Source organism: Exiguobacterium sp. SH0S1 (assembly GCF_004337165.1).
Classification (GTDB): domain Bacteria; phylum Bacillota; class Bacilli; order Exiguobacteriales; family Exiguobacteriaceae; genus Exiguobacterium; species Exiguobacterium aurantiacum_A.
Map to the genome: position 1 here is coordinate 86,473 of NZ_SJVC01000003.1, position 15,142 is coordinate 101,614.

Annotated in this window: 13 protein-coding genes; 5 read left to right on the forward strand and 8 right to left on the reverse strand. The window is 54.0% G+C overall.

Translation table 11 applies throughout. From position 1 onward, the window contains the following. Window positions 1-14 precede the first annotated feature (14 nt). Window positions 15-764 carry an SDR family NAD(P)-dependent oxidoreductase gene (locus tag EVJ20_RS09535; RefSeq protein ID WP_131508035.1) on the forward strand — a complete coding sequence of 250 codons (750 nt, stop codon included), beginning with the start codon at window positions 15-17 and terminating at the stop codon, window positions 762-764. Between the two features lie 33 nt (window positions 765-797). Here EVJ20_RS09535 and EVJ20_RS09540 read toward each other — a convergent pair whose 3' ends face one another. The 4 genes from EVJ20_RS09540 to EVJ20_RS09555 form a co-directional block, all read right to left on the reverse strand. Continuing rightward, complete coding sequence (locus EVJ20_RS09540; protein ID WP_070328021.1) at window positions 798-1,124, reverse strand: hypothetical protein; 327 nt, start codon at window positions 1,122-1,124, stop codon at window positions 798-800. A 168-nt stretch (window positions 1,125-1,292) separates the two neighbouring features. Continuing rightward, window positions 1,293-2,003 (reverse strand): 23S rRNA pseudouridine(2604) synthase RluF, encoded by a 711-nt coding sequence (gene rluF / locus EVJ20_RS09545; RefSeq protein ID WP_131441292.1) that lies wholly within the window; start codon window positions 2,001-2,003, stop codon window positions 1,293-1,295. 59 nt (window positions 2,004-2,062) lie between these two features. Then, entirely contained in the window at window positions 2,063-2,710 is a 648-nt protein-coding gene (locus EVJ20_RS09550; RefSeq protein WP_131466083.1) for a C39 family peptidase, read from the reverse strand. A 75-nt stretch (window positions 2,711-2,785) separates the two neighbouring features. After that, complete coding sequence (locus EVJ20_RS09555; protein WP_131466085.1) at window positions 2,786-4,162, reverse strand: YjiH family protein; 1,377 nt, start codon at window positions 4,160-4,162, stop codon at window positions 2,786-2,788. Window positions 4,163-4,437: 275 nt separating this feature from the next. On the opposite strand from EVJ20_RS09555, the gene EVJ20_RS09560 reads away from it, so the two are divergent. Then, on the forward strand, window positions 4,438-5,430 hold the full coding sequence (locus EVJ20_RS09560; protein WP_131457876.1) for an MsnO8 family LLM class oxidoreductase: 993 nt from the start codon (window positions 4,438-4,440) through the stop codon (window positions 5,428-5,430). A gap of 39 nt (window positions 5,431-5,469) precedes the next feature. On the opposite strand, the gene EVJ20_RS09565 is transcribed toward EVJ20_RS09560, so the two are convergent. Next, a complete protein-coding gene (locus EVJ20_RS09565) occupies window positions 5,470-5,781 on the reverse strand; it encodes a hypothetical protein (RefSeq protein WP_070328026.1) in 312 nt (103 codons plus the stop codon). A gap of 155 nt (window positions 5,782-5,936) precedes the next feature. On the opposite strand from EVJ20_RS09565, the gene EVJ20_RS09570 reads away from it, so the two are divergent. Genes EVJ20_RS09570 through EVJ20_RS09580 form a run of 3 tightly spaced genes read left to right on the forward strand, consistent with a single transcriptional unit; the run spans window position 5,937 to window position 10,446 of the window. Then, complete coding sequence (locus EVJ20_RS09570) at window positions 5,937-9,131, forward strand: EAL domain-containing protein (RefSeq protein ID WP_131508037.1); 3,195 nt, start codon at window positions 5,937-5,939, stop codon at window positions 9,129-9,131. A 17-nt stretch (window positions 9,132-9,148) separates the two neighbouring features. After that, the gene (locus EVJ20_RS09575; protein ID WP_131508039.1) at window positions 9,149-10,009 is read left to right on the forward strand and encodes an MBL fold metallo-hydrolase; all 861 of its coding nucleotides are present in this window, start codon (window positions 9,149-9,151) and stop codon (window positions 10,007-10,009) included. After that, window positions 10,009-10,446, forward strand: coding sequence for a GNAT family N-acetyltransferase (locus EVJ20_RS09580; RefSeq protein WP_236636363.1), 438 nt, complete (start codon window positions 10,009-10,011; stop codon window positions 10,444-10,446). Before EVJ20_RS09575 ends, EVJ20_RS09580 begins: the two co-directional genes overlap by 1 nt. Window positions 10,447-10,474: 28 nt before the next feature. On the opposite strand, the gene guaC is transcribed toward EVJ20_RS09580, so the two are convergent. The 3 genes from guaC to EVJ20_RS09595 all read right to left on the reverse strand — a co-directional run bounded on the left by guaC (window position 10,475) and on the right by EVJ20_RS09595 (window position 15,005). Further along, window positions 10,475-11,458 (reverse strand): GMP reductase, encoded by a 984-nt coding sequence (guaC, locus tag EVJ20_RS09585; protein WP_070328030.1) that lies wholly within the window; start codon window positions 11,456-11,458, stop codon window positions 10,475-10,477. A 202-nt stretch (window positions 11,459-11,660) separates the two neighbouring features. Then, window positions 11,661-13,715 carry a PAS domain S-box protein gene (locus EVJ20_RS09590; RefSeq protein ID WP_131508043.1) on the reverse strand — a complete coding sequence of 685 codons (2,055 nt, stop codon included), beginning with the start codon at window positions 13,713-13,715 and terminating at the stop codon, window positions 11,661-11,663. Window positions 13,716-13,820: 105 nt separating this feature from the next. Beyond that, window positions 13,821-15,005 carry an MFS transporter gene (locus EVJ20_RS09595; RefSeq protein WP_070328032.1) on the reverse strand — a complete coding sequence of 395 codons (1,185 nt, stop codon included), beginning with the start codon at window positions 15,003-15,005 and terminating at the stop codon, window positions 13,821-13,823. Between the last annotated feature and the right edge of the window lie 137 nt (window positions 15,006-15,142).

Genomic DNA, 15,142 nt, shown 5'->3' on the forward strand with positions numbered 1-15,142 from the left:
ATGGAGAGAATTTAATGCGATTAAAGGGGAAAGTTGCGGTCATCACAGGTGCAGGCAGTGGGATGGGAGAAGCGACGGCGAAATTGTTCGCAAAAGAAGGGGCGACGGTCGTCGCGACCGACATCAATCTTGAAGCGGTAACGAGCGTTGTCGAGGCGATTCGGGTGCAGGACGGGGAGGCGCTTGCGATTCGCCATGACGTGACATCACGTACAGATTGGGAGAAGGTTTACGCAGAAGTCCAAGCAACGTGCGGCAAGCTCGACATTCTCGTCAACAACGCTGGCATCGCGCTCGCTAAACCATTTTTACAGCAAACAGAAGACGACTGGGCGCGGACGTATCGCATCAACATCGATGGCGTCATGCTCGGAACACAATATGCGATCCCGCTCATGGAGAAAAATTACGGCGGCTCGATCGTCAACATTTCATCAATTTCGGCGTTGACCGGTATGGCCGGAGCAGGAGCGTATACGGCATCGAAAGGTGCGGTCCGCTCGCTCACGAAAGCAGCAGCCGTCGATTACGGCAAACAAAACATTCGCGTCAACTCGGTCCACCCGGGCTATATCGTCACGCCGATGAGCGCGCCGCACATGGAGCATCCAGATTATAAACAACATTTCTTGAACCAAGTCGCCTTGCCGAATTTAGGGACGGCACATGAGGTGGCGGCAGCCGTCTTGTTCCTCGCGTCAGACGAGGCGAACCATATCACCGGCATCGAACTCCCGGTCGATGGGGGCGTCACGGCTAAATAAAAGTAGGGTCTCATCTGAGGCCCTACTTTTTCGCTACTCCAAAATCCCAACGAGTTCCATGACGAGCAGGACGAACAATCCTGAACCGAGGACGGCGGCGAAGAAGACGAGGACGGCGTACTCTTTTTGTTTCAAGATGGCCCACCAGCCGGTCACGAACGCCCCGAGTCCGAGTACGAAGAACGTGGTCATGTAGCTAAGTCGAAGCATGTGTGCGGCGTTGTCGCTCCAAAGCGTTGACGTGAACGTCGTGTCGAAGTTGTCGAGCAACAAGAACGGCACGTACATGGCGAGGAACAAGCCAATGAGAATGATCGACCACTTGCCGACCGAGGTGCGTGGGAACAAGGCGCCATTCATGACGATTCACCTCTTTTCCGTTACAAAATCATCTGTATAGAACTATTCCCGTTTTGGTGAACGTTTGACTATTTTTCGCCTAAACGACATGAGATCGTCGGAACTAGAGAAACGATTGTCTTTCTCTATGAACGCTAACAAGCCCAGACAAAAGCGTCTGGGCTTGTTTCAGTACCATTCTTTCGGTTCGTAATTCAATTCGCGGAACAACTGCTCGCGCTCTTTTTTCGATAGGTCGCGCCATTGTCCGGGCGGGAGCTTGCCGAGCGTGATGTTCATGACGCGCACGCGTTGAAGGCGGTATACTTCGTAGCCGAGCGCTTCACACATGCGGCGGATCTGGCGGTTCAGTCCTTGCGTCAATGTGATGTTGAAATCGAACTTCGACAGCGGATGGACTTTACACGGTAACGTCTTCTGGCCGAGGATTTTGACACCGGCTTCCATCTGTTCGACGAACTCTGGTGTGATCGGCTTGTCGACCGAGACGATGTATTCCTTCTCGTGCTCACCCTCTGCGCGAAGAATTTCGTTGACGATATCGCCGTCGTTCGTCATCAAGATGAGCCCTTCTGAGTCTTTGTCGAGCCGGCCGATGTTGAAGATGCGGAGCGGGTGGTTGACGAGGTCGACGAGGTTGCCTTTGACTTTCTTCTCTGTCGTACTCGTGACGCCGACCGGTTTATGGACAGCGATGTAGACGTTGTTGCGGGCGACACGGGCGGCCGAACCGTTGACGAGTACTTCGTCACCTGGGTTTACTTGGTCCCCGATTTTCGCTTTCTTCCCGTTGATCGTGACCCGTCCTTCTTCGACGAGACGATCGGCTTGGCGGCGGGACGCCTTGCCAGATTCACTAATAAATTTGTTAATACGCATGGTTACACGTCCTTATGAAATGATACTTCACTATACCGCATTTAGAGGGGGGATCACAATTACTGTCCGCTAGGAGGAAGGACGCGGGTGATGCTGCCCCAAAAGTTGAACTCGTTGAAGTCGATATAACGGATATTCTGTGAGCGATTGTCGAGCACCTCGAGCAAGACGACGTCCGGGAAGCCGGGCTTTTTAAAGATCATATAGCCGATTCCCGTAACGGAATGATTTTTATAAAATCCGTTCGCCATGTTCAAAATGAACGGTCGACCGGCGGCCAGTTCCCGTTCGAACGTCGACCACTTCCATAAATAGCGGGAACTCCCGTGCCCAGCATAGCCATAACGGGACCAGAGTTTTGTGATGATCGCACTGATTCGTGTCGGCGGTGTCCCTTTCTCGTCTTTGAACTGATGGGCGAGGGCGATCTCGCGCGCGTCTTGTTGGAGTTGAAACACGTCGTCAGGGATGTTGGGATAGCCGTGGTCATGGTAATAACGGAAAATGGCCGTCATCGATGTGAGGGTACAATTATTCTTCCCACCGTTGAACGCTTTTTGAAGCAACGCCGGGACCCCGTCGACCCGTTGCTTAGATTTCACCGTCCAATGTCCATGATAGCGGTCGTTCACATACGCTTCCGGGTCGATGATGCCGGCATAGCTTTTTTTCGCAATTTCGAGCTGTCCGGCGTAATGATGTTCCATGGCGCCCCCCTCCCTTTTCTCTATTATACAAACAACGCCTCTTCTCAGGGAAATATGAGAAGAGGCGTTCTGTCGTCAAAATACCAAGTGGGCGATCCCGACGACGATCGGGAGCGTGATGAACGTCCGGAGCAAGAAGATGAGGACGAGGTCGAAGAATGAAATCGGAAGTTTCGACCCGAGGAGCAGTCCCCCGACTTCCGACATGAAGATGAGCTGCGTGACCGATACAGTGGCGATGATGAACCGTGTCATCTCGCTCTCGATACCGCTGCCGAGCACGGCTGGCAAGAACATGTCGGCGAAACCGACGACCATCGTCTGAGCGGCGGCTTCCGCCTCCGGCACTTGCAACAGCATCAGAATCGGTTCGAACGGTTTGCCGAGAATCGTAAATAGCGGCGTGTACTCAGCAGTGATGAGCGCGATCGTCCCGACGGCCATGACGATCGGCAAAATACCGAGCCACATGTCGAGCACGTTTTGGAAACCGTCTTTCAACGTGGCGACGAAGCTCTTGCTTGAGCGTGACTTGAGCAACGCTTGACGGAGTGCCCATTTCGGCATCGAGACGTTGGCCGGTACCGGCTCTTCCGGTTTCAACTCGGTCTCTTCATATGGGGTGTCGGCTTTTTTCGACAACGGATAAATTCGTGGCATGATGAGTGCTGCGACGATACCTGACACGACGATGGCGCCGTAATATTGTAAGAAGTAAGCATCGAGCTCCATATACGACAAGATGACGATTGTGAACGTGATCGAGACGACCGAGAACGTCGTGGCGATGACGGCGGCCTCCCGTTTCGTGTAGTAGCCGTTCTCATATTGTTTCGTCGTCAACAGAATCCCGATCGTCGCGTCACCGACCCAAGATGCGAGCGAGTCGAGCGAGGCCCGGCCCGGCAGTTTGAAGAGCGGGCGCATCACTTTGATGAGCATCGTCCCGACGAACTCGAGCAGGCCGAAGTTCAATAGGAGCGGCAGCAACATGCCGGCAAATAAGAACGTCGCGAACAAAATCGGGATCAAATCATACAGCAACAGGCCACCCGTAAACTCGGATGTGATCATCTCCGGCCCAATCACGAGCAGCGTCATCACCCCGGCGATCAGACCGACGACCCGCATCCCGAACCAGAACGGCGTGACGTTGAACAGTGAATTGAAGTGTGGCCGCTCAAGGACGAACGCCGGTTTGGCCATGTACGTCCAAAGCGAACCGAGCACGGAAATGCCCATCATGATGACGGCGAGTGTCGGAACGACATCACCGATCAAACCGATCAACTGGTTTGACAAGAGAGCGACCGGGATGGTGAATCCGTCATCGGTCGGGATCGGCACGATGAAAAACATGAGACCGATTAAAGAAGGAATCAAAAATTTCAAAAAGTCGTTGGTCGTGAACGATGTCCCGTCTTGGCCAGGCTTGTTTGGTGTCTGATTCATGTTAGTTACCCCATTTCCCCGAAATAGTAGTTGGCGCATATCACCCGCATGTCCCCATCATGCGTTTCGTGATTTGCTATGAAGGAATCGCATCTTCTCGTTCATTATAAAGAAGGGGTTACGTGCCTAGCAACAATCCGTTGTAATTTTCTGAAAAAAGACAGCGTCACGATGAGCGGACTATTCGTATTGTCAAGTCGACTTTAGTATGATGACGGCGAGTCTTACAAATTCGAGATGTTCAACATATATACTATAAGGAGTGGATGATAACGATGAGATTAAGCGTCCTCGATCAAGCGCCGGTGACGTCCGGCCATACGTCAGAACATGCATTACAGAGCGCCGTCGAACTCGCCCAAGTGGCAGAAGAGCTAGGGTATTACCGGATGTGGATGGCTGAACACCACGGTGGCATGTCGTTCGCGAGTTCGGCCCCGGAAGTCATCGCGGCCTATATCGCTGCGAAGACGGAACGAATTCGTCTTGGGTCGGGCGGCATCATGATGATGCACTATTCGCCGCTCAAGATGGCCGAAGTGTTCAAGACGCTGAGCGCACTCGCACCAGGTCGAATCGACTTTGGGGTCGGCCGGGCCCCGGGTGGCGACGCCAACGCCATCTACGCGATGTCGCAAGGACAGAAGCCGATGATGGACGGACTATATGAGAAATTGCAGACGACACTCCAACTGATCAACGATGAGACGCCGGAAGAACGGTGGTACAAAACGACGCCGGCCGCACCGACCGGGGTGACGCTCCCTGAGGCTTGGCTGCTCGGGTCAAGCGGCAACAGCGCCGTCCAAGCCGGCCGCATGGGCGTCGGCTACTCGTTCGCCCAATTTTTTAACGGGGAACTGAGCAAAGACACGCTCGACACGTACCGGCATCACTTCACACCGTCAGCGTTCATGGAGAAGCCTGAAATCAATGTCACGTATCTCGTGACGACGGCCGAAACGGAGGAAGAGGCGGAATATTTGGCGCGTCCGTCCGACTTGTCACGCCTATTCCTGATGAGAGGGCAGCTGCGTCAACTGCTCAGCCCGGAAGCGGCCAACGATTACCCGCTCACCGAAGTCGACAAGATCCACATCGCCAACAACCGGGCCATCCATCTCGTCGGGACGCCAAAACAGATCGCGGCGCAATTGCAGGACGAGTCCGTGCAGTATGGCTTTGACGAGGCGATGATTTGCAGTATCCAACATACACAAGCACAGCGATTGAACGTCTACCGTCTGCTCGCGAAAGAACTCCTCTAACGAAACGCTCCTTCTCATATCGGGAAGGAGCGTTTTAGATTAGCGGAACAGTTGCATAAGCACGAACAAGGCGACGAGTCCGCCGAGAGAGACAGTAAAGAAGACGGCGACCGAGCGTTCGTGGTTGCGGAGGATGGTGTATAGACCGACGACGAACGCACCGAGGGCAGCGGCGATGGCTGACATCGAGAAGACGACACCCCATGTGTTATCGAACAAGGTGTCGAAGTTGAACGGTTGACCCGACTGGACGATGAGAGCAGAGACGACTAAGAGCAGAAAGACGGCGAGCAACAGGACAACGGACCATTTCCCTGGTCGCGTCTGTGGATAGACGTTCCGACTGAGCATGACGGTTCACCTCACTTTTCATCTAAACTCATTTACCTATACCCGATTTTTTTAGCTATTTCCAAAAATACTTTCCCTTTTTTTGAACGGTTTTATGAACAAGTCAGCGTAAAAGTTCTAAACTAAAAGAAATGGAGATTGTATGGAGGTAAAGTATGCAACAGATGAAGGGCGATCCACATTATTTGTTTGATGTATTCGTTCGCTTGTATCGAATGGTCTTTTTGATGGAAGTGACGCCGAAAGGGTATCGTTACGTCCGTGTCAGTGAGCAAGGGAAGCGCGCGTCGTCGCTTCCGGACGATGTGAGCGGTCGCTATTTGCACGAGATGTATGCGCCGGACGTCGCGAACGAGTTGATTTTGCACTATGATGTGGTCGTTTCGTCTCGTGAGCCGGTCTATTTCATGTCAAAGATGAACATAGAAGCCAACACCGCACGCTTCGCCTCATCCATGCTCATGCCGCTCGAGGACGCCACTGGAGAAGTGCGCTACGTTCTCGGTTTGACGACCGATTTGTCGGAAGATGCGGAGATGAAGCTACTCAGCAGCATCGAGAACATCGATTATTTGACGGGCATGCCGAACTTGATGAAAGTGAAGCTCGAGCTTGAAAAACTGTTCGCCACACGAGAGCGTGAGGAAGCGACGAGCGTCATGCGCTTCCATATCAACCGTTTTAAGATCATCCTGTCGCTCCAAGGGGTGGAGCGATCGCAACGTTTAATCAAAGAGATGACCCGTCACTTATCTGACTTGCTGCCGAAGGGCTCGATTATCGGCCGCGTCGACGGGGAAGATTTCATCGCTGTACTGCCGCATACCTCGATCGAGACAGCATACATGCATGGGGAACGTTTACTGGCGACAATCGCGGATTACACGTACCATGTTGCCGAGACCGAGTTCACCCTGTCCGGCTGTCTCGGTATCAGTTCTGGCAGTGAAGACGCCGACCAAGTGATCATGAACGCGTCGACGGCATTGCTAGAAGCAAGGCAAGCCGGTAAACAGATGATTAAAGTGTATGAGAAAGACGATTATATGCAGCATTACATCGACGAGATGACGATTGAGATGGAACTTCATAAAGGATTGAAGGCAGGCGAACTCGGCGTCGTCTATCAGCCGAAAGTAGACTGTCGGAATGGCGCCGTCCATTTCGAGGCGCTCGTCCGCTGGAAGAACACCGTGCTCGGAAACATTTCGCCTGAAACATTCATCAAAATTGCGGAGCAGTCACTGTTGATCGAGGACATCACTGAGTTCGTGTTCGAACGCGTCTGCCGCGATTTGAGCGATCGACCCGGGCTGTTCAACGGCCGCCGTGTCGCGGTCAACTTGTCCCCGGTCTTGTTCCGTCAAGACTACGTCCAAAGCAACCTGATCCCGCTTCTTAAAACGTATGGCCTCTCAGCTGATCAGTTCGAGTTCGAGATCACGGAACATACGCTCATGCAGGAACCGCTCATCGGGATCCAGACAGTCGACTACTTGAAGGCGGCGGGATTCCGCATCTTGATTGATGACTTCGGCGTCAGCTATTCGTCACTCAACTATTTGAAGATGTTCGACATCGACGGCATCAAGATCGACCGGTCGTTCATTAGTCAGCTCGATAAAGACAACGGATTAAAAGAATATGAGATCGTCAAACTGATTGTCGCACTCGCTAAAAAACTGAACTTAGCAGTCACGGCGGAAGGTGTCGAGACGGAAGCACAGTACCGTGCAATCCAGCGGCTCGGATGCGACGACGTGCAAGGCTATTTCTTCAGCCGGCCGCTCTCGCTCTCTAACCTCGAGCCGGCACTTGAGACAATCGTCTGTCAATACGAGGCGCTGCGGTTAGACGGCTCGGACCGGTCCAAGTTAGCGGCACGGTTCGATGAGACAGAGGCCGAACGATTGAAAACAATCCTTCGGCTCGAAATTTTAGATACCCCGCGGGAAGAACGGTACGATCGCATCAGCCGACTCGTCGCGAAGACGCTCGAGATGCCGATCGCGCTCATCTCGATCCTGACACCGGACCGGCAGTGGATCAAATCGTGCCAAGGTACTAATTTCGAAAGTCCACCCCACATCGATCGGAAGTGGACGCTATGTGACCGCGTCGTGACCGGTCAGGGATCCCTCGTGATCGAAGACGTCAAAACCGCGGAGGCGTTGAGTGAGAATCCGTTGCTCGAAGGGATCGGCTTTTATGCGGGTGTGCCGCTTATGACGAGAAGCGGACACGTCATCGGAACGCTCTGCGTCACCGACGGAGTGCCCCGCTCGTTCGAGCATGAGGCGGTGCAGACGCTTGAAGATTTTGCGCGTTGGGTGATGGCCGAAATTGAATTGACCGAACAGGCACGTGCCCAAGAGCGGCGTCAACAGACACTCGAGTCGCTGTACGAGGTGACGGCCATCCAAGCCCCGTTTGCTGACAAGCTGAAGCGAATCCAAGAAGTGCTCAGGGAGTGGATCGGTTATTCGCATGCCGTCATCTTCTCGACAGAATCACGCCAGCGCGTCCTGTCCGCCGATGGGGATGCCTGGATCGATTGGACGGACGAGCGACTGCAGCACGTTCATGCGCTGGCGACGGTCGGGCATCAAAAATTGAAACGTTCGGAGCTCGTCCTCGAAGGGGTCGAATTCGCATCGATGATCAGCTTGCCGTTATCAAACGAAGGCAAGACGTTCGGATGGGTCGTCTTCCTAGCGGAGCAGGGCAGTTTAAACGATGTCGCCGATGCGGTGGCAATCCACGAGATGACGGACACGATCTTACTCGTGACCCGTTGGATGGAGAACGAGATTCGCCGAGAACGTAAACATCAGGAAGTGATCGAGCTCATCACAAAAGACGGGCTGACTAAATTGCCGAACCGTCACTCGCTCATGACGGACTTGAGACAGACGATGAATCGGAAACGGCCGGTGGCGCTCCTGTTCATCGATTTGGATGATTTCAAGCGAATCAACGATACGCACGGTCATCTCGTCGGCGATGAAGTGCTCGTCGAAGTGGCGAAACGGATCGGATCGTTCAGTCACATGCATGCAGGGAAAGCGTACCGGTTTGCCGGGGATGAGTTTTTGATTGTCATCGAGACAGGTTCGGAATCGCTTGAAGAAGCCGTTTTTGACCAACTATCGACCGTGATTTCCCGGGAAATAACGGTCGGGGGCGGATTGGCGCTACATCTCTCGGCCAGTATTGGTGTCGCATATTCTGACGCTAGTTTGTCTTCCCTCGACACGCTCATCCATCACTCGGATGCGGCGATGTATATCGCTAAAAACGGTGGCGGGGACGGCTACTATATTTATGATTCGTATCAAGAAAACAAGTGAAAGAAAGGAGGGGGCTCATGCAGACGTTAAAACGCTACTCAGAACGCTTTTGGTATATGACGCCCGTTAGTGAGACGGACCGGCCGATCATCGGCGCGGTCGTCGGGGACACCCATACGCTCATGATCGATGCGGGCAATTCCGAGGCCCACGCGAACTTATTTTTAGACGCCTTGGCCGAGCGGGGGATCAGCCGTCCGTCGCTCGTCGCGTTGACGCACTGGCACTGGGACCACATCTTCGGTCTGTCGGCGTTACAAGATACCGTCTCGGTCGCAAGTAGGGCGACGAAAGCGAGGATGGAGCGTCTAATGCCATACAACTGGGACGACGAGTCGCTCGATGAACGCGTCGAGAGCGGCATCGAGATCGCCTTTTGTGCGGAGGCGATCCGGCTCGAGTTCGGGGACACCCGCTCGATGCAAGTCGTCCTACCGACCGTGACGTTCGACGACACATTGACGCTCGACCTCGGTAGCGTCCACGTCTTGTTGAAACACGTCGGGGGCGATCATACGGCCGACGCGGTCGTCGCCTATATCCCGGAAGAGAAAGTGCTGTTTTTAGGGGACGCGCTATATGCGAACTTGTATGCCCCGTCTTGGCGGATGACGGCCGGGGAGACGCTACGGTTGTTGAGCGTCCTCGACACGTTCGAGGCCGAGGCGTACGTCTGGTCGCACGGTCAAGTGGCGACGCGGGCAGAGTATGAGAAAGACCGTGATACGTTACGGATTCTAGCGCAAATCAGTCTCGATTTCCCGGGAAATAAAGAGTTGATAACGGCTCAATACGAACGCTTGACCGGTCATCCGGTTGATGAAGAAGAGCAAGAACTGATCACGTTTTTTGTGAACGGGTCAGGTGGTGAAGCGTGATGGACATCATCCACATCCGTGAAGACGACGAGGCGTTCCAACAGTTTTTGACGAGTCGGTTGCGTGCGTTCAACGATGTTCATTCAGCGCATCACCGAGCGATCCGCAATGCCGACGTCCCGGTCGTCCAGTTGAAAGTGGAGCGTGACGGTCAAGTGATTGCCGGACTGTTCGGTAGCGTCTACTGGGGCTGGTTCGACCTTGATCGGTTATGGGTCGACTCCAACCATGCCGGTGCAGGGATTGGGACACGACTCCTTGAGGAAAGTGAGCGTCATGCCCGCGCACTCGGCGCCATGCAAGTAAAGCTGACGACATTTTCGTTTCAGGCGAAAGCGTTTTATGAACGTTTCGGCTACGAGGTGGCCGGCGTCCTCCACGACTATCCCCCGGGCTCTGACTACTACATGATGACGAAACGTTTGACCGATGCATGAAAAAGGCGACTCGCGCGAGTCGCCTTTTTCAGTACACTTTATCCCCGTTGAAGATTGAGTTTTTCACCATGACGTAATCGACGGTACGTAACGCGTCGAGATTGTTCCCACCCGAGTATGAGATGGCCGACTGGAGGTCTTGCTCCATCTCGGTCAACGTGTCTTGAAGCGCCCCTTTGTGCTCGACGAACACTTTCTTGCCTTCGACGTTTTTCCGTTCCCCTTTTTGGAATTCAGAAGCCGACCCGAAGTATTCTTTGAGCAGTTTCCCGTCCTGCTCGAACGTCTCCCCCGGAGACTCGTCGTGACCGGCGAACAGTGAGCCGATCATGACCATCGACGCCCCGAAGCGGACCGATTTGGCGATGTCGCCGTGCGTGCGGATGCCCCCATCCGCGATGATCGGTTTCGTCGCCGCCTTGGCACACCAGCGGAGCGCGGCGAGTTGCCAACCGCCTGTCCCGAAGCCGGTCTTGATTTTCGTGATGCACACTTTGCCCGGTCCGATGCCGACTTTCGTCGCGTCCGCCCCGGCATGCTCGAGCTCACGGACCGCTTCCGGTGTCCCGACGTTCCCGGCGATGACGAACGAGCTCGGAAGATGCTGTTTGATGTGTTGGATCATCCGGATGACCGCGTTCGAATGGCCGTGTGCGATATCGATTGTGATGAATTCTGGTGTATGTCCCGCTTCGGCGAGCTGTTCGACGAACCGATACTCGTCTTCTTTCACGCCGACACTGATTGACGCGTACAGGCCACGTCCGTGCATGTCTTCGATGAACCGTAGCCGCGTTTCCGGATTGAACCGATGCATGATATAGAAATAGCCGTTCTCAGCGAGCGAGAGCGCCACGTTCTCATCGATGATCGTCTGCATATTCGCCGGAACGACCGGAAGGCGGAACGTGAGGCCGCCGAGTGTGACGCTCGCGTCACATTCCGAACGACTATCGACGACACATTTTGCCGGAATCAATTGAATATCTTCATAATCAAACACTTTATCCATCGTTTGCACCCCTATTTACGAACATTTTAATTAAGTTGTCTAGAAATATTTCGCTCATTCGGTAATGTAACGCATTTTTTGATGAAAGTCAAAGGGATGTATCGAAAAAAAGTATATTTTCAATACAATAACGTTATTTATATTATTAATGTTCGTGTTTAGGCTAACTACGTTAATGTTTCACGTGAAAAAAGACCGCTAGTCAGCGGTCTTGAAACATCACATATCGGTTGCGGCCGTTCGACTTGGCTTCATAAAGTGCGAGATCGGCTTGCTTGAGCAATCGTTTCTTTGTCATGCCTGATTGGTAACGAGCGACACCGACACTCGACGTCGTGACGAACGTGTGGCCTTCGATCTGCCACGGGTGCTGGAGCGAAACAATCAGCTTGTCCGCGACCCGGTCAGGTGCTGACAAATCGGTATAGCGGATCAATACAGAGAACTCGTCGCCGCCGAAGCGGGCGATCACGTCTTGTTTCCGTAGCGCCTGGGTGAGACGGAGTGAGAACTGTCGCAGCAGCTCGTCACCGACGTCATGTCCGAGCGTGTCGTTGATTTGTTTGAAATGATCGATATCGAGCGAGAGGATGGCCAGCTCCTCGCCGTCCTCTTCAACCCTCGAGAGCGCCTCTTCTAAGTAAGCCAAGAAGTAACGGCGGTTCGGGAGCTCGGTCAGCGTATCGTGGTAAGCTAAGTGTTTCAGTTGTTTCTCGAGTACTTTACGTTGCATGATCTCACGGGTGACCGTTAAATAGTGCAGCAACGTCGCTTCTTCATAGATAGCCTGAATCTTCGTCTCGAGCCAAATCCATCTGCCATCGTGGTGGAGGTGACGAAACTCGAGCGTGAGCGGCTCACTGCCGGCCGTCATCGCTTTGAGCTGTTGTCTCGTCGGCGTGACGTCTTCCGGGTGGATGAAGTCGAGCGTATTCTTGCCTTCGTAAACCGCAGGCGCATAGCCGAGGACGCTCTGGTGGGACGGCGAGGCGTAGCGGACACGGCCGTCGCGCTCGAGGATGCAGACGAGGTCGCTCATGTTTTCCGTGATCAGTCGGTACTGCGTCTCGCTTTGGCGTAACGCCCGTTCCATCTCTCGTTTCTCGGTCACATCACGCAGGACGGTCATCACGGCGGTCGCCCCTTCATAATCAATCAATAGACTGCCGATATCTACGTGTAAGTGCTGACCGGACGGCGTGACAAGGACGATTTCCGTGTCTTGGACAGGATCACCGAGCTGCAAGGCAGAAAGGCGTTTCCTCGTCACCTCATGGTATTCGGCAGCGATATATGTAAAGATGGATTCGCTCTCGATATACGTCTCCCCGATCGTCTCTAACGCCACGGCGTTCGCATATAAAATTAGGCCGTCTTTATGGACGATGATCCCTTCTGGAATCGTCTCGATGAGCTGGCGATAGCGTCGCTCGCTCTCTTGTAAAGCTCGTTCGGCGGTCTTCTCCGGCGTATGGTCGATGATGATGGCGAACAGGCCGGTGATGTTGCCGCCGATCTCGATCGGGATGTTCAAGACGGCGAGGTCGAGCGCTTCACCCGTCTTATCATGCGCCGTGACCCCGTACTTGTGGGGCTTTCCGGATAAGGCGAACTGGAGTCCCTCGCGGACGAGCGGTTGTTCCGAGTCCGGCAGCCAGTCGAGGAACGAACGGTTGATGAAGTTGGCCTCGCAATAGCCGGTGATGTTTGTGACGGCAGGATTGATCGACTTGACCCGAAGTTCGGGGTCGAGCACGAAAATGCCGTGGGGCGAGTAGCGGCGCAACGACTCATGCTGGTCACGTAAAATCGATAGCTCGAGCTCACGCCGTTTCCGCTCCGTCACTTCCCGAACGACCGAGATGACGTGGGTGCAGGCACCGGATTCGTCAAATACCGGCGTCACTTCCGACTCGAAATAATGAAGCGGCAACAAGATCACATCTTGGTACTCGAGTGTTTCTGAGTAGAACGAATCAGCGAGGCGGCAGTCTTCATAGACGATGCTCTTTCGTGCGCGAATCGCCTCGTCATAATGGTGGGTGATGAGTGCGGCCGTCTCGGCCGGAACCATGTCGCCGACACACTTTCCGACGTCAGCGTCTGTCCAACCGATGGCCTGCTTCCCCGGCTCGTTCACAAATACATAGCGATAGGTCGAACCGTCCACTTCCATGAAGAACACAAAATCCGAGATTTTGTCGAACGTCTGGAGCAGGATGGAAGAATGGTGTTGGATCGTCTGGTCGGCGCGCATAATGTCCCTCATTTCAGTCGAATTTTTGACACGTCATTCTTATATTACAACATTCATAAAAAGATGTGTGAACATTCCAAAAAAGACAGGACTGTGAAAGTCCTGTCAGGCAGCTTGTTTGAGACGGTCCCGTTCTTGACGGCCGTTCATCACGTAATACAAGAAAATCGTGAAGGCGACGACCCCGGCGAGCAACAGATAGATGGTAGAGAAACCGGTCAGCGGGATGAGTAGCCCGATGAAGTAGGGACCGAAGCCGAGCCCGGCGTCGAGGGCGATGAAGAACGTCGACGTCGCCATCCCCATCCGTCCAGGTGAGGCCGCCTTGACGGCGATGGCCTGTGTACCGGACTGAATATTGCCGAAGCCGAGCCCGATCAACGCGCCGGCGAGTAAAAGGCCCAAAGCGCTCGTCGCTTGGCTAAGGACGAGCAGCCCGACCGCGAAGATGAAGATGGCCGGATACATGACGACGTTGGCGCCACGCGCGTCCATGAGCCGTCCCGTGATCGGGCGCGACAACAGGACGGAAATCGAATAGACGAGGAAGAAGACGCTCGCCGCTTCGACGAGGTCGAGTTCGGTCGCGTAAAAGTTGATGTAAGACAAGACGCTCGAAAAACTGAGCGCGGCGATCACGATGATGAGCGCGATCGGTAACGCCTTCGGCTCGACGAACGCCTTAAGTGACAATCCGCGAACGATTTCCGGATTGTCGGCCTCGGGAACGGTGACGAACAAGGCGCTCACTAAACTGACGACGCCGACGACGAGACAAGCGATAAAGATGGTCGAGAAACTCGTATATTGGCTCATCAGCAAGCCGACGAACGGGCCGATGGCGGTGGCGAGCGTCGAGCTCATGCTGTAGTACCCGATACCTTCACCTTTCCTCGCTCCGGGAATGATCTGTGCGACGATCGTGCCGGTCGCTGTGCTCGATAAACCCATGCCGAGACCGTGCACGAAGCGGGTGAACAGTAGGAAGCCGACGCCGAGGTCGACGAAATAGAGCAGGATCGTGGCCGTGAAGAAGGTCAGCCCGATCAACAGCGTCTTGCGCCGTCCGATTGAATCGATCAAGCGTCCGATGAACAGCCGGCCGACGAGCGTACCGATGATGAAGATCCCGGTCACGAGACCGGCCTCACTTGTCGTCGCGCCGTACGTCGCAACGGCGTGGACACCGATCGTTACCATGAGCAAGAAAAAGATGAGCGTCAAGAAGAAGTTGACGAGCGAGATGATGAGGAAGTCTTTCGTCCATAATTTTTGTGCGGTCAATTGCATCGGCGATGACGCCTCCTTATTTGTTTGAACCTAAATAGTTAGTAAACATAACTAAAGGAGTATAGCAAATTGATGAGAGCTTGTCAGAGACGACGCATTGTGCATGAAAAACCGATTCGCGTGAGCGGATCGGTTTT

What these genes read in the sequence shown, in the direction of transcription:
- EVJ20_RS09535 (WP_131508035.1), top strand. Translation starts at nt 15, where the DNA reads ATGCGATTAAAGGGGAAAGTTGCGGTCATCACAGGTGCAGGCAGTGGG.
- EVJ20_RS09540 (WP_070328021.1), bottom strand. Translation starts at nt 1,124, where the DNA reads ATGAATGGCGCCTTGTTCCCACGCACCTCGGTCGGCAAGTGGTCGATC.
- rluF (WP_131441292.1), bottom strand. Translation starts at nt 2,003, where the DNA reads ATGCGTATTAACAAATTTATTAGTGAATCTGGCAAGGCGTCCCGCCGC.
- EVJ20_RS09550 (WP_131466083.1), bottom strand. Translation starts at nt 2,710, where the DNA reads ATGGAACATCATTACGCCGGACAGCTCGAAATTGCGAAAAAAAGCTAT.
- EVJ20_RS09555 (WP_131466085.1), bottom strand. Translation starts at nt 4,162, where the DNA reads ATGAATCAGACACCAAACAAGCCTGGCCAAGACGGGACATCGTTCACG.
- EVJ20_RS09560 (WP_131457876.1), top strand. Translation starts at nt 4,438, where the DNA reads ATGAGATTAAGCGTCCTCGATCAAGCGCCGGTGACGTCCGGCCATACG.
- EVJ20_RS09565 (WP_070328026.1), bottom strand. Translation starts at nt 5,781, where the DNA reads ATGCTCAGTCGGAACGTCTATCCACAGACGCGACCAGGGAAATGGTCC.
- EVJ20_RS09570 (WP_131508037.1), top strand. Translation starts at nt 5,937, where the DNA reads ATGCAACAGATGAAGGGCGATCCACATTATTTGTTTGATGTATTCGTT.
- EVJ20_RS09575 (WP_131508039.1), top strand. Translation starts at nt 9,149, where the DNA reads ATGCAGACGTTAAAACGCTACTCAGAACGCTTTTGGTATATGACGCCC.
- EVJ20_RS09580 (WP_236636363.1), top strand. Translation starts at nt 10,009, where the DNA reads ATGGACATCATCCACATCCGTGAAGACGACGAGGCGTTCCAACAGTTT.
- guaC (WP_070328030.1), bottom strand. Translation starts at nt 11,458, where the DNA reads ATGGATAAAGTGTTTGATTATGAAGATATTCAATTGATTCCGGCAAAA.
- EVJ20_RS09590 (WP_131508043.1), bottom strand. Translation starts at nt 13,715, where the DNA reads ATGCGCGCCGACCAGACGATCCAACACCATTCTTCCATCCTGCTCCAG.
- EVJ20_RS09595 (WP_070328032.1), bottom strand. Translation starts at nt 15,005, where the DNA reads ATGCAATTGACCGCACAAAAATTATGGACGAAAGACTTCCTCATCATC.